This window comes from Pseudomonas sp. UFMG81 (assembly GCF_015354575.1).
Classification (GTDB): Bacteria; Pseudomonadota; Gammaproteobacteria; order Pseudomonadales; family Pseudomonadaceae; genus Aquipseudomonas.
Genome location: NZ_JACAFQ010000027.1, coordinates 18,433 through 31,669, shown reverse-complemented (window position 1 = coordinate 31,669; position 13,237 = coordinate 18,433). Strand labels below are relative to the sequence as shown.

The window sequence follows — 13,237 nt, the reverse complement described above, 5'->3', positions numbered from 1 at the left end:
CACAGGACAGGCCCATGGCCCACGCCGCTGCGACCCATGCCCAACTGATCCAGGCCTCCTGGATGCGCTGCCGCGAACACGGCCTGCAACCCCAGCACACCCCCGACTTCGACTGCCTGACCGGCGCCGAACTCGATGCCTTGCTCGAACGTAACCAGGCCTTGCTGCAACTGACCCGTGATCAAGTACTGCCGCAGTACACCCATCTGCTGGGCAACGCCAGCCACCTGGTGATGCTCGGCGACGCCAGCGGCTGCCTGCTCGAAGCCTGGGGCACCCGGCGCTTCGTCGACCCACGCCAGCAGCATGCCTTCAGCCCTGGCGCGCGCTGGCGCGAGCAAGGTGTCGGCACCAATGCGCTGGGTACCGCGCTGGTGTGCGGCCAGGCGATCCATGTCGGCCAGGACGAACACTACCTGCGCCAGAACCGCTACATGGCCAGCGCCGCGGCACCGCTGTTCGATGCGCAGCGGCGCCTGGTGGGCGTGCTCGACATCGCCAGCGACGGCTACCTGCCCGCCGACCAGACCCTGGGCCTGGTGCGCATGATCGGCCAGAGCCTGGAGAACCGCCTGATCCTCACAGGGCCGGCGGAGCAGCACTGGCAATTGCTGTTCAATACCGGCGCCGACAACCTCGACAGCCCTTGGGCCGGCCTGCTGCTGTTCGACGAACGCGGCCAGGTGCAGGCCGCCAACCACCGCGCCGACAGCCTGCTGGGCGCTGACCCGCGTCACCAGAGCCTGGCACAGCTGTTCCAGACACCCTTGCGGCAGATCCTCGAACAGCCCGAGGGCCGTCCCTTCGCCCTGCTCGCCCATGGCCGCCAGCGCTTGCACTGCCAGTGGCAAGGGCCACGCCGGCCACCCACCCAGCGTGCACCGAGCCTCGTCGACACACGGGTGAGCAAGGCCCTGGCCCAGGCCGGCCTGCTGTTCGAGAAAGACATCCCCCTGCTGATCCAGGGCGAGACTGGCGTGGGCAAGGAGGTGTTCGTCACCGCTCTGCACCAGGCCAGCAGCCGCGCGCGCCAGCCACTGATCGCCGTGAACTGCGCAGCGATACCCACTGAACTGGTGGAGTCGGAGCTGTTTGGTTACGAGAAAGGCGCCTTCACCGGCGCCCACCAGAAAGGCAACCCCGGGCTGATCCGCAAGGCCGACGGTGGTGTGCTGTTCCTCGACGAGATCGGCGACATGCCCCTGGCCACCCAGGCCCGTCTGCTGCGCGTACTGCAAACCCGCAGCATCCAGCCGCTGGGCAGCGGCGAGCCGGTAGCGCTGGACATTCGCGTGGTCTCGGCCAGCAACCTGGACTTGGCCGCCGAGGTGCGCGCCGGGCGGTTTCGCCAGGACCTCTACTACCGCATCGCCGGATTGGCGCTGGTACTGCCGGCGCTGCGCGAACGCAGTGACCGGCGGGCACTGATCGAGGAGGTGCATGGCCGTTATCGCGAGCCAGGGCAGTCCGAACGTTTGGCGGATGACGTCCTGGCGTTGCTGGAGCAGCATCCATGGCCGGGCAATCTGCGAGAGCTGGTCAGTGTGATGCAAGTGGCGCTGGCATTGGCTGGCACTCAGCCGGTCGGGGTGGAGCATCTGCCGGACAATTTCCTGGCAGAGGCCGGTGATTGCGTGGACACACCAACACGTGAACAGGGCCCGATCGACCTGGGCGATCTGCTGCGCCGCGCCAATGGCAATCTCTCATCCGTGGCACGCGCGCTGGGCATCAGTCGCACGACCCTTTACAAGCGTTTGCGCGAACAGGGCCTGGTGACTTCCAGCGAGTGATGCAGTGCCTGTACTGGCCCCATCGCCGGCAAGCCGGCTCACACATTGTATCGGGTTGCACACTTTCTGTAGGAGCGGCCTTGTGCCGCGAAAGGGCCGCAAAGCGGCCCCGACGATCTTGAGGTGTATTCGAGATCCTGAGGGCGCTGCGCACCCCTTTCCAACCGGTCCGGCGCCCCGGCAAGGCCGCTCCTACAAAAGGCGGTCCGTTGTTCCCACCCTGACCGTGCCATGCTCAAGACTTGCTCTGTACCTGTGGGAGCTGGCTTGCCAGCGATAGGGTTGCCGCAGACACAGCAGATTGTGCTGCCAAACCCGCTATTTCAGCTGAACCCGCCGCCGCCTCCCACCCGCTTCAGCCGGTATCCCACTGCAATCCCCCCGACAATGGCCACACAGCCCACCCGTGGATGCGTGCCCAATGCAAACAACAAATACCGTCCTCATGATTCGCCCGGCGCGGTTCGCCTTCAACCCCGACACCGCCGTCAACAACCGTTTCCAGCAGGCCCCGCTGGACCCTGAAAGCGCCAACGCCAAGGCCCTGGCAGAGTTCGACGGCTATGTCGATGCCCTGCGCCAGCACGGTGTCGAGGTGCTGGTGGTGCAGGACACCCCCGAGCCCCACACCCCCGACTCGATCTTCCCCAACAACTGGTGGAGCAGCCACGCCGACGGCAGCCTGGTGCTCTACCCCATGGAGGGCCAGAACCGTCGCCTGGAGCGTGGCAAGGGCGTGCTCCAGGCACTGACCGAGCGCTTCGCCATCAAGCAGACCATCGACCTGAGCCCGCTGGAACAGCACAACCTGTTCCTCGAAGGCACCGGCAGCATGGTGCTGGACCGCGAACACCGCATCAGCTACGCCTGCCACTCCGGCCGCACGCACGAACACGCGCTGCGCCAGTTCGCCGAGCAGCTGGACTACCGCCTGTGCCTGTTCCACGCCGTCGACCGCCAGCATGCGCCGATCTACCACAGCAACGTGATGATGAACGTCGGCCGCCAGCTCGCCGTGGTGTGCCTCGACGCCCTGCCCCATGCCAGCGAACGCCGCACCCTCGAGCACTCGCTGCGCGACACCGGCAAGCAGGTGCTGGCGCTGAACCACGACCAGCTCGAAAACTTCGCCGGCAACATGCTCGAAGTACACGACCGCGCCGGCCGCTCGCTGCTGGTGATGTCGCGCAGCGCCTGGCGCTCGCTGGACGCCGGCCAACGCCAGCAGGTCGAGCGCCACAGCCAGCCACTGGTGGTGAATATCGACCATATCGAACGCATCGGCGGCGGCAGCGCGCGCTGCATGCTCGCCGAAGTGCACCTGCCCTCGCGCCACTGATCTCAAAGGAGCCTCACCATGACCCGCTACATCGACGTGCAAGCCCTCGCCCGCCTGGTCAACCGCAAGGGCCTGCCCACGTGCCTGGCCGAGATGGCCGAGTACATCCGCCAGGACTACCTGCGCTGGCACGACTTCGAAAAATGCCCGCGCCTGGCCAACCACTCACCCGATGGGGTGATCGAGCTGATGCCGGTGTCCGACGCCAGCCTGTACGCCTTCAAGTACGTCAACGGCCACCCCAGGAACACCCACAACGGCCTGCTCACGGTGATGGCCTTCGGCGCTTTAGGCGACGTGGATACCGGCGCGCCGGTGCTGCTCAGCGAAATGACCCTGACCACCGCGATCCGCACCGCCGCCACCTCGGCCCTGGCCGCCCGCTACCTGGCGCGCGAGGGCAGCCAACGCATGGCGCTGATCGGCAATGGTTCGCAGAGCGAGTTCCAGGCCATCGCCTTCCACACCTTGCTGGGTATCGATGAGATCCGCCTGTTCGACATCGACCGCGCCGCCTCGGAAAAACTCGCGGCCAACCTGACCGGCTATCCACAGCTGAAACTGACCATCGCCGGCAGCGTGGCCGAGGCGGTGCGCGGCGCCGACATCGTCACCACGGTCACCGCCGACAAGGCCTACGCCACCATCCTCACCCCAGAGATGATCGAGCCGGGCATGCACCTGAACGCGGTGGGTGGCGACTGCCCAGGCAAGACCGAACTGCACCGCGACATCGTCGAGCGGGCCCGGGTGATCGTCGAGTACGAACCGCAGAGCCGCATCGAAGGCGAGATCCAGCAGTTACCGGCCGGCTCGCCGACCACCGAGTTCTGGCAAGTGGTCGAAGGGATCGCGGCCGGGCGTGAGAGCGCCGAGCAGGTGACGCTGTTCGACTCGGTCGGGTTTGCCATCGAGGACTACTCGGCGCTGCGCTATGTGCTGGATGTGGCCAAGGCGCTGGACATTGGCCATGACATCAACCTGGTGCCCGAGCTGGCCAATCCGAAGGATCTGTTTGCGCTGTTGCAGCCGGCGGCGGTCGAGCGTAAGGCCAGCGCAGCCTGATGGCACGATCGCGGGGCAAGCCCGCTCCCACGCGGGTTGATGCACGTGGGAGCGGGCTTGCCCTGCGATGACAGAAACCGCTGTCGCACTTCCATAAATCCTTGTCGCAACAGCCGATTCGGCTGCTGAAAACCACTCAACAGCCGAATCCGGTCCCCAGCGAGCCGGCAAACGACACAAAAAACCGCTCTACCTCGCGCATCCTGACCGCGACCAACGAGTCACCCACAACAACAGTTACAGACCTACGCGCTTGCACTGCCCCTACTTCCAATAACAACACCCAGGGACCTACACCTATGCTCACCCTACGAAAACGCCTCGGCGTGCTGCTGTTCTCGTTGTGTGCCACCACCGTCACCCAGGCCAAGGAGTGGACCGAGATCCGCTTCGGCGTCTACCCCGAATACCCCCCCTTCGAATCCGTCGCCGCCGACGGCAGCCTGCAAGGCTTCGACATCGAGCTGGGCAACGCCATCTGCGAAAAGCTCCAGGTCAAGTGCACCTGGGTGCACAACGAATTCGACGGCATGATCCCGGCCCTGCGGGCGCGCAAGTTCGACGCCATCATGTCGTCGATGGCGGTCACCCCGGCGCGCCAGAAGCAGATCGACTTCACCAACCGCCTGTTCCTCAGCCCCACCTCAGTGATCGTGCGCAAGTCCGCAGGCTTCGGTGACAGCGTCGAGTCGCTCAAGGGCAAGCAGGTCGGTGTGCTGCAAGGCTCGCTGCAGGAAGCCTACGCCCGCGCCGTGCTGACGCCACTGGGCGCGCAGGTCAAGGCCTACCAGGCCCAGGACCAGAACTACGCCGACCTGATGAACGGCCGCCTCGACGCCACCGTCACCGACAAGCTCGAAGCCCAGCTCAACTTCCTCTCCAAACCCGAAGGCGCCGACTTCAAGAGCGGCCCGGCGATCAAGGACCCGAGCCTGCCGCTGGACATCGCCATGGGCCTGCGCAAGACCGACCCGGAGCTCAAGGCGCTGCTGGACAAGGGCATCGCCATGATCCACGCCGATGGCACTTATGCCGCGATCCAGAAGAAGTACGTCGGCGAGCTGGACATCTACAACGAGTGACCTACAGCGCTGATCGCGGGGCAAGCCCGCTCCCACGGACTCACCACTGCGTGGGAGCGGGCTTGCCCCGCGATGGCCTCCTTGCGAGATCCCTGTCATGCACGACTTCCTCTCCCACGGCCTGCAAGGCTTCGGCCCGCTGCTGGCCCAAGGCACCTGGATGACCCTCAAGCTGGCCCTGCTGTCGCTGGCCGTGAGCCTGCTGCTGGGCCTGCTCGGCGCCAGCGCCAAGCTGTCGCGCGCAAAGCTGCTGCGCATCCCGGCCACCCTCTACACCACCTTGATCCGCAGCGTCCCCGACCTGGTGCTGATCCTGCTGATCTTCTACAGCATGCAGATCTGGCTCAACGACCTCACCGAAGCGCTGGGCTGGGACTATGTGGAGATCGACCCGTTCGGCGCCGGGGTGATCACCCTGGGCTTCATCTATGGCGCGTACTTCACCGAGAACTTCCGCGGCGCCATCCTCAGCGTGCCCGCCGGCCAGCTGGAAGCCGCCACCGCCTACGGCCTGAGCCGGGCGCAGCGGTTTCGGCTGGTGCTGTTCCCACAACTGATGCGTTTTGCCCTGCCGGGGCTGGGCAACAACTGGCTGGTGCTGCTCAAGTCCACCGCGCTGGTGTCGATCATCGGCCTGGCCGACCTGGTCAAGGCCGCGCAGAACGCCGGCAAGACCACCAACGACGTGCTGTTCTTCCTGTGCATCGCCGGGCTGGTCTACCTGGTCATCACCACCCTGTCCAACCAGCTGCTCAAGCGCCTCGAGCGGCGCTACAACATCGGCATCAAGGAGCTGGCGCGATGATCGAACTCCTCCAGCAATACGGCCCGGCCTACCTGTACAACGATGGCAGCGGTTTCTCCGGATTGACCATGACCCTGTGGCTGTTCGTGGTCAGCATGGTGTTGGGTTTGCTGCTCTCGCTGCCGCTGGCCCTGGCCCGCACCTCGCGCCACGCCTGGCTGCGCCTGCCGGTGCAGCTGTACACCTTCGTGTTCCGCGGCACGCCGCTCTATGTCCAGTTGCTGATCTGCTACACCGGCCTGTACAGCCTGCAAGTGGTGCGTGACCACGCCCTGCTCGATCAGTTTTTCCGCAACGCGCTCAACTGCACCCTGCTGGCCTTCGTGCTCAACACCTGCGCCTACACCGTGGAGATCTTCGCCGGGGCCATCCGCAACCTGCCCGCCGGCGAGCTGGAGGCAGCCCAGGCCTACGGCCTGCGTGGTTGGAAGCTCAACCTGTTCCTGGTGCTGCCAGCGGCCCTGCGCCGTTCGCTGCCGGCCTACAGCAACGAACTGATCCTGATGCTGCACGCCACCTCCCTGGCCTTTACCGCCACCGTCGCCGACATCCTCAAGGTGGCCCGCGACGCCAACGCCGCGACCTTCCTCACCTTCCAGGCCTTCGGTGTGGCCGCCCTGCTGTACATGCTGCTGTCCTTCGCCCTGGTCGGCCTGTTCCGACTGGCCGAGCGCCGCTGGATGCGCTTCCTTGACCCTGCCCGAGGCTGACCTGATGACTGCTACCGCACTGCCACTGAAGACCTTCCAACAGGCCCCGGCCGCCCATGCCCACACGGGTACGATCAAACTCAGCGTCGACGGCCTGCACAAGCACTACGGCGAACACCAGGTGCTCAAGGGCGTGTCGCTGCAAGCGCGCAAGGGCGACGTGATCAGCCTGATCGGCGCCAGCGGCTCGGGCAAAAGCACCTTCCTGCGCTGCATCAACTTCCTCGAACAGCCCAACGCCGGCAGCATCACCCTCGACGGGCAGACCCTCGACCTCAGCCAGGGCACCCCGCCAGCGGCCCAGCTGCATAACCTGCGCACGCGCCTGGCCATGGTGTTCCAGCACTTCAACCTGTGGAGCCACCTGACGGTGCTGGAGAATATCTGCCTGGCGCCACGCAAGGTGCTGGGCATCGGCGCCAGCGAGGCCGAGGCACGGGCGCGCAAGTACCTGGACAAGGTCGGCCTGCCGGCCCGGGCGGCGGACCAATACCCGGCGTTCCTGTCAGGTGGCCAGCAGCAGCGCGTGGCCATCGCCCGGGCGCTGGCCATGGAGCCGGAAATCATCCTGTTCGACGAGCCCACCTCGGCGCTGGACCCCGAGCTGGTCGGTGAAGTGCTCAAGGTGATACAGACGCTTGCCGAGGAAGGACGTACCATGCTCATGGTCACCCACGAAATGGGCTTTGCCCGCCAGGTGTCGAGCCAGGTGCTGTTCCTGCACCAGGGTTTGGTCGAGGAGCACGGTACCGCCGAGATCCTCGACCGGCCACAGAGCGAGCGCCTGCGCCAGTTCCTCTCCAACCGCCTCAAGTGAAGTCACGCCGCATATGGATACCAAGGCCACCCCCAGCGCACCGCTGGACCGCATCGACGAAGCGATCATCGACGTGCTGCGCCACCACGGAAGGATCACCTTCGAAAAGCTTTCCACCCTCGTGCACCTGACCCCCAGGCCCTGCCTGGAGCGGGTGCGCAAGCTGGAGCGGCGCGGGGTGATTCGCGGCTACGGCGCGATCATCGACCTGCAGCAAGTCTCACCAGGCCTGTCGCTGCTGGTGCTGGTGGCCTTGTCCAACCAGAGCGGGCGCGCCGCGCAGAAAGCTTTCGAAGCCACCGTGCGGGCCTGCCCGCAGGTCTACGACTGCCAGCTGATCAGCGGCCATTTCGACTACAGCCTGCGCATTCGTTGCCGCGACATGGAGCACTACCGGGTGCTGACCGAGACCTGGATGAACAACGACGAGCTGCATATCGACAAGCTGGTGGCGCACCCGGAGCTGGCGGCGGTGAAGAGCACGGCACCGCAGTTGTAGCCCTTCGCAACGGGCGCGGTAGCTATCTACCCCGCCCCGCCGCAGCTCCGGCCTTAACCTCGCTGCTTTCCCACCAGGAGAGCAGCCATGCCCCTTTCGCCACACCTGAGCCACCTGCACAAACACCACCCGCAATGGTACAAGCACGCCAGCCCTCACCAGCGGCATGTGCTCAAGCAGCGCACCCTCGCCAGCTACCGCGCCAGCCGCGCCGTGGCCAAGGCGCTGGAGCCCGTGCAGCCGATCGAGGCATTCTGCCGGCCGCTGCTGGAAGACGCCCTGCCACGCTGGTACCCAGGCGCCACCTTGCCGCCGCTGGACAACACGCTGCTGTGGAGCCAGGACGACCAGCGCGACCTGACCTGGCTCGAAGCTGCCTTGCAGAATTTCGACGACGGCGCCAAGGTCAAGCTTTACCAGGACGACGACAGTTCGACGCCACTCGACCTGGACACCAAGGTGTTCGTCAGCGGTGTACGCAACCTCGATCTGGGTCAACGCTACCAGTACCACCTGGCCGATCACGTCGACAACGAGGCTTTCCGTGACCTGGTGCGCGCGCAAGACCGCGCCGCATTCGCCGCCGAACTGACCACCGCACGCCTGCAGGGCCATCTGGACCCACTGGGCGAAACACTGGGTGAGGCCGCACTGTCCGACACCCGCCAGGTGACCGTCGACGGCCAACAACGGACCCTGTACTGCGGCTACCTCAGCCTGTTCGGCATCCCCCTCGACGGCCCTTTGGTGCTGCGCCTGGACCCGCTGAAGACCAGCGAAACCTGCGTACTGTACCTGCCCGGGCATCGTCGCCAGGCCATGCGTCAGTACAGCTCGTTCAAAGCCTTGAGCCGGGCGCTCACCCAGGCGCTGTGGAAGGACGACGAACGCCGCCTGTTCACCCGCTATGTCGATCAAGCACGCCAGCCCGAGTTCGCCAGCAAGCTGCACGACGCCCTGTACCCGAGCTACCCCTATGCCACCGTGCAAGCCAGTGCGCCAACTCGGGAAAAAGACGCCCCCAGCCATTGGACTCGACGGCTGTTCCCAGCCCCCACCGACCTGTGGCAAGAAACCCTGGACAAGAACGCCCGCCTGCCATTGACCTTCACCTCGTGGAAAAACGACTGCTTCACAAAGCGGGCACGCACCCACGTGCAGCGCAAGCTGCACGATGCTGCGGCAGTCGCGGTACCGGTAGCCCAGCGCGACCGCGCCGCGCTGCTGGCCAGCATCAGCGGCTGGCTGGGCCTGGGCATGAGCGTGCTCAACATTGCCGCGCTGTTCGTACCGGCGCTGGGCGAAGTGATGATGGTGATCGGCGGTGCGCAGCTGCTCGGCGAGTTCCTCGACGGCGTGCATGCAGCCAACGAGGGCGATGCCGAGGCGGCCATCGAGCAGCTGTTCGATGTGCTGGAGAACCTGGCGCAGGTGGCGGTGCTCGGTGCCGCCGGTGCGTTCGTCGAAACCCCCGGCGCCTTGCACGAATGGCACCCTGTCACCCAGGGTAACCGCCAACGCCTGTGGCCTGGTGACCTCTCGCCCTTCTCGCGCCCCGCACCCTGGCCCGAAGGCACGCTGCCGGCAGCCGACGGCCTTCATCACTGGCAGGGTAAGGCCTGGCTCGATCACCAGGGCAAAGCCTGCCCGCTGGAGCGCGACGGCCATGGCGGCTGGCGCCTGGGCAAAGGCCGCGGGCACCAGCACCAGCCGCAACTGCTGGGCAATGACCAGGGTGCCTGGCTGCTGCCCCACGAGCGCCCGCTGAGCTGGGACACCCCGCAGTTGCTGCAACGGGTCGGCCCGGTCGGCGCCGGCCTTGACCAGCAGGCGCTGGAGCGGGCGCTGCGCTGCAGCGGTTATGACGCCACGAATCTGCGCATGGCCCTGGTCGACCACCAGCCGCTGCCCGCTCTGCTGGCCGACAGTTTCGAAACGCTCGGCGCCAAAGTGCCCGGCAGCCTGCCACCCTTGCCTGGCAGCGAGGTCCTGCAGCGGGATTTTCCTTCGCTCAGCCGGCGCGCCTGCAACGAGATCGTCGCGAGCGCCGACCCGGCCGACCTGGCTCGGTTGCACCAGAAGGCGCGGGTACCGCTGAAAATGGCCGATACCGCCCGCGTGTATCAGCGCGAAGCGCGAATCAACCGAGCGCTGGCTGGCCTTCAGCAGTCCGCGGGCGCCAGCGCTGATCGTGACGCCCTGGCGCTAGGCCTGTTGGAGCACTTGCCGGGCTGGTCCGGCGACGTGCGCCTTGAACTGCGCGAGGACGGCCAGTTGGTACATGCCGCCGGCGCCGAGGGCAAGCAGCTGAAGATCATCGTGCGCAAGGCTGGCCAATACGAGCCCCGCGATGAGCGCGACCAGGTGCTGGCCAATCTCGGCGATCTGTTCCAGGCCATTCTCCAGGCGCTACCCGACAGCGAGCGGGTCGCCCTGAAACTGCAGGTGCATGACGCGCCGGGGTTGTGCGATGCGCTGTTCGAACTGGCGGTCAGCGACCGACGGCGGGCCGCCCACACCCTGGGCATGGTGCCCATACGGCCGATGTACCGTTTACCGACCCGGCTGCCAGGCAACCGCCGCATCGGCTACCGGCTCAGTGGCCGCGGCCGCGGCTGGCTCAGTGAAGACCAACTGTTCGACCAGCTGTACCCCGCCTCGCCCACGGCTGACCGCGAAGTGCTGCGTGCCGCCCTGCGCGCCGAGGCGGGCCCCCGGCCGGGCGCCTTCGGCCGTCTGCTCGAACGCCTGCGCGGCGAGTACCGGCAGTTGGATCAGAGCCTGCAACGCTGGGTGCACGACCCGGACAATGTCCGCGCGGGAACCTTCGAGCAGCGTCGCATACGCCGTGGCGTGGTGGCCAACCGTATCCGCCAGGCCTGGCGGCGGGAAAGCGAGCCCGACGTAGCCGCCAACATCAACCATGTCTGCCTGCGCATCCATGGCCAGTACCTCGACGAGCTACCAACCCTGCCCGTGCAACTGCCACACGTGCGTGAATTGTCCGTGCAAGATCTGGAGCCCTCGGTCGACCCCAACCACTTCCTGCTCGCCTTTCCCCAGGTCCGGCACCTGAACCTGGGCAACAGTACCCTTGCCATGATCCCTGAATCCGTGGCCCTGATGTCCCACCTGCAAACACTGGACCTTTCAGGCGCCCTGCTGGACCTGGACGCCCCCGGGCAACTGGCCATCCTGGGCCGACTGACACGGCTCACCTACCTCAATTTTGCCCAAGCGCTGCAAGCCCTGTCGGTAGCAAGCCTTGAAAGCCTCGCGCAGTTGCCCGAGCTGCGGGTCTTCCAGGCCGATCTCAATGAGCTGGAACTGGGCGCCGAACACTTCCAGGCCCTGCAACGCTGGCCGGCACTAAGCGAGCTGTACCTGGGGCAGAACCAGATCGAACTGGACGAAGCCACGCGTACTGCGCTGGCCGGGCTCAACCGCCTGCGCCGCCTGTCACTGTACGAGAACCCACTGGACTTCCCGCCGGATGTCACCGGCTGGACCCAGCTGGAATGGCTGGACCTGGAATACACCGGCATCGCTCAATGGCCAATCGGCTTGCAGGGGTTGCTCGAACAGCAGCCGCTGGTGCTGCGCCGACTGGAACTGAACCGTAACGCCTTGAGCGATGCGCCGGACCTGCGCAACAGCAGCTTCGCCATGGCCGTGCGTGCAGGCGACCAGGACATCCTCTACACCTTCGACGAAAACCCCTTCACCGATGCCGCTCGCAACCGCCTGCAGGACGCCGGCCTGAGCACCCACACCCTCCCGGACAGCCCGCCGCAGTGGTCTGCCGGCTGGCCTGACAGGCTGCTCGATCACATCGCCCTGACTTACCCCGACCCACAGTGGCGACCGCTGTACGACCTGATGGAGCGCCTGCCCGACACTGCTGACTTCCTACGCCACCCGCCAGCCATGCGCCAGCGCATGCAACGGGTGCTGGAGGCGCTGGCCGGCGATGGCCAGGGCTCGACCGACGGGGGGTGGGGCCGTGCCCAGGTGCAACAACACATCATCGATACCCTCAACGATGCCGCCATGACCTGTGTCGACCAGGCCAGCCTGTTGTTCCAGCAGGTCGAGACCGAGGTCACGGTGTGGCAGACCGTCATCCATGCCACGCCCGGGCTTGCCGACGAGCGAGTGGCGATCGACAGCGCCACCGCCCTGCTACGCCAGCAGCAGCTGGATACCCGCATTGCAGAGCTGTACAACGCCCGAGTGGCCCGGCGCCGAGCCCTGGGCGAGGCGGTGGACCAGGCCGACCGCGACGCTGCCCCGCCGCTGCACAGCGACGACGACCTCAGCGATGCCGAACTGACTGAGCCCAACTACCTGCTCGATGAAGTGGAGATGGCGCTGCATGCGCGTATCCACCTACGCAACGTGCTGCGTCTGCCACCGCAACCCGATGAAATCAGCTTCGACTACCTGGCGCGGCTGAGCGAGGCGACCCTTGCCCGCCTGGCCGACGCCGTGAGCCTGGAAGCCGACGGCCAACGCCTGGTCGACTGGGCTGTTGACCAGGGTTTCTGGGCGCCCTGGGTACGGCGCTTGCGGCCGCAGGCCTATGAAGCCTTGGCCGAGCGGTGGTCGGGGGCCAGCGAGTACTTCGACAGTTTCAGCGAAGCCGCGCCGCTGGGCGCCTACCGCGGCCCGGCGGTAGCAGCGGAGTATGTCGCGGCGCTGGAGCGTGAGCTGGGCGATGTGCAGGGCCTGGCGTGGCAGATTGACGGTGTGCTGCAGCGTATCGACCTGGTGTCCAATCGCTACCCGGACGAAAACGCCGTATACCAGCGCGCGGCGCAGTTGCTGCTGAGCAGCCGACAGGCCGCCGAGGCCGCGCTGCTGCGCGAGTTGACCGAAGCCATGATCGCGGATCTGCTGGCATGATTGCGGTCACGTTCTTTTAAGCCCACCGCGCCCCTTGTGGCAGCAACTGTCTTGCGCAGGCCTCTGTAGGAGCAACTGTCTTGCTCAAAATCTAAAAAGCCTGCGCGATCCCTGTGGGAGCGGGCTTGCCCGCGAACACGGGCGTAGCCCGTGCCATCCAGCGCGGTGCCTTCGCGGGCAAGGCCGCTCCTACAGAAAACCTGTGCAAGACAGTTGGCGCCC

The 13,237-nt window shown here is 66.3% G+C and carries 9 protein-coding genes; all 9 read left to right on the top strand.

Annotated elements, in window-relative coordinates:
- Positions 1–14: 14 nt before the first annotated feature.
- The 9 genes from IX761_RS19030 to IX761_RS18990 all read left to right on the top strand — a co-directional run bounded on the left by IX761_RS19030 (position 15) and on the right by IX761_RS18990 (position 13,015).
- The gene (locus tag IX761_RS19030) at positions 15–1,793 is read left to right on the top strand and encodes a sigma-54-dependent Fis family transcriptional regulator (protein WP_194791109.1); all 1,779 of its coding nucleotides are present in this window, start codon (positions 15–17) and stop codon (positions 1,791–1,793) included.
- A gap of 421 nt (positions 1,794–2,214) precedes the next feature.
- Positions 2,215–3,132 carry a citrulline utilization hydrolase CtlX gene (gene ctlX / locus IX761_RS19025; protein WP_194791108.1) on the top strand — a complete coding sequence of 306 codons (918 nt, stop codon included), beginning with the start codon at positions 2,215–2,217 and terminating at the stop codon, positions 3,130–3,132.
- An 18-nt stretch (positions 3,133–3,150) separates the two neighbouring features.
- Complete coding sequence (locus IX761_RS19020) at positions 3,151–4,197, top strand: ornithine cyclodeaminase (RefSeq protein ID WP_194791107.1); 1,047 nt, start codon at positions 3,151–3,153, stop codon at positions 4,195–4,197.
- 299 nt (positions 4,198–4,496) lie between these two features.
- Positions 4,497–5,279 carry an ABC transporter substrate-binding protein gene (locus IX761_RS19015; RefSeq protein WP_194791106.1) on the top strand — a complete coding sequence of 261 codons (783 nt, stop codon included), beginning with the start codon at positions 4,497–4,499 and terminating at the stop codon, positions 5,277–5,279.
- A gap of 97 nt (positions 5,280–5,376) precedes the next feature.
- Positions 5,377–6,084, top strand: a complete 708-nt coding sequence (locus IX761_RS19010; RefSeq protein ID WP_194791105.1) for an ABC transporter permease — start codon at positions 5,377–5,379, stop codon at positions 6,082–6,084.
- On the top strand, positions 6,081–6,794 hold the full coding sequence (hisM, locus tag IX761_RS19005; RefSeq protein ID WP_194791104.1) for a histidine ABC transporter permease HisM: 714 nt from the start codon (positions 6,081–6,083) through the stop codon (positions 6,792–6,794). The genes IX761_RS19010 and hisM overlap by 4 nt, the downstream gene beginning before the upstream one ends.
- A gap of 4 nt (positions 6,795–6,798) precedes the next feature.
- Positions 6,799–7,611: an ABC transporter ATP-binding protein gene (locus IX761_RS19000; protein ID WP_228533723.1), complete on the top strand. Its 813-nt coding sequence runs from the start codon at positions 6,799–6,801 to the stop codon at positions 7,609–7,611.
- A 13-nt stretch (positions 7,612–7,624) separates the two neighbouring features.
- Complete coding sequence (locus IX761_RS18995) at positions 7,625–8,110, top strand: Lrp/AsnC family transcriptional regulator (RefSeq protein ID WP_194791103.1); 486 nt, start codon at positions 7,625–7,627, stop codon at positions 8,108–8,110.
- A gap of 87 nt (positions 8,111–8,197) precedes the next feature.
- Positions 8,198–13,015, top strand: a complete 4,818-nt coding sequence (locus IX761_RS18990; RefSeq protein WP_194791102.1) for a dermonecrotic toxin domain-containing protein — start codon at positions 8,198–8,200, stop codon at positions 13,013–13,015.
- Positions 13,016–13,237 lie beyond the last annotated feature (222 nt).

What these genes read in the sequence shown, in the direction of transcription:
- IX761_RS19030 (WP_194791109.1), top strand. Translation starts at nt 15, where the DNA reads ATGGCCCACGCCGCTGCGACCCATGCCCAACTGATCCAGGCCTCCTGG.
- ctlX (WP_194791108.1), top strand. Translation starts at nt 2,215, where the DNA reads ATGCAAACAACAAATACCGTCCTCATGATTCGCCCGGCGCGGTTCGCC.
- IX761_RS19020 (WP_194791107.1), top strand. Translation starts at nt 3,151, where the DNA reads ATGACCCGCTACATCGACGTGCAAGCCCTCGCCCGCCTGGTCAACCGC.
- IX761_RS19015 (WP_194791106.1), top strand. Translation starts at nt 4,497, where the DNA reads ATGCTCACCCTACGAAAACGCCTCGGCGTGCTGCTGTTCTCGTTGTGT.
- IX761_RS19010 (WP_194791105.1), top strand. Translation starts at nt 5,377, where the DNA reads ATGCACGACTTCCTCTCCCACGGCCTGCAAGGCTTCGGCCCGCTGCTG.
- hisM (WP_194791104.1), top strand. Translation starts at nt 6,081, where the DNA reads ATGATCGAACTCCTCCAGCAATACGGCCCGGCCTACCTGTACAACGAT.
- IX761_RS19000 (WP_228533723.1), top strand. Translation starts at nt 6,799, where the DNA reads ATGACTGCTACCGCACTGCCACTGAAGACCTTCCAACAGGCCCCGGCC.
- IX761_RS18995 (WP_194791103.1), top strand. Translation starts at nt 7,625, where the DNA reads ATGGATACCAAGGCCACCCCCAGCGCACCGCTGGACCGCATCGACGAA.
- IX761_RS18990 (WP_194791102.1), top strand. Translation starts at nt 8,198, where the DNA reads ATGCCCCTTTCGCCACACCTGAGCCACCTGCACAAACACCACCCGCAA.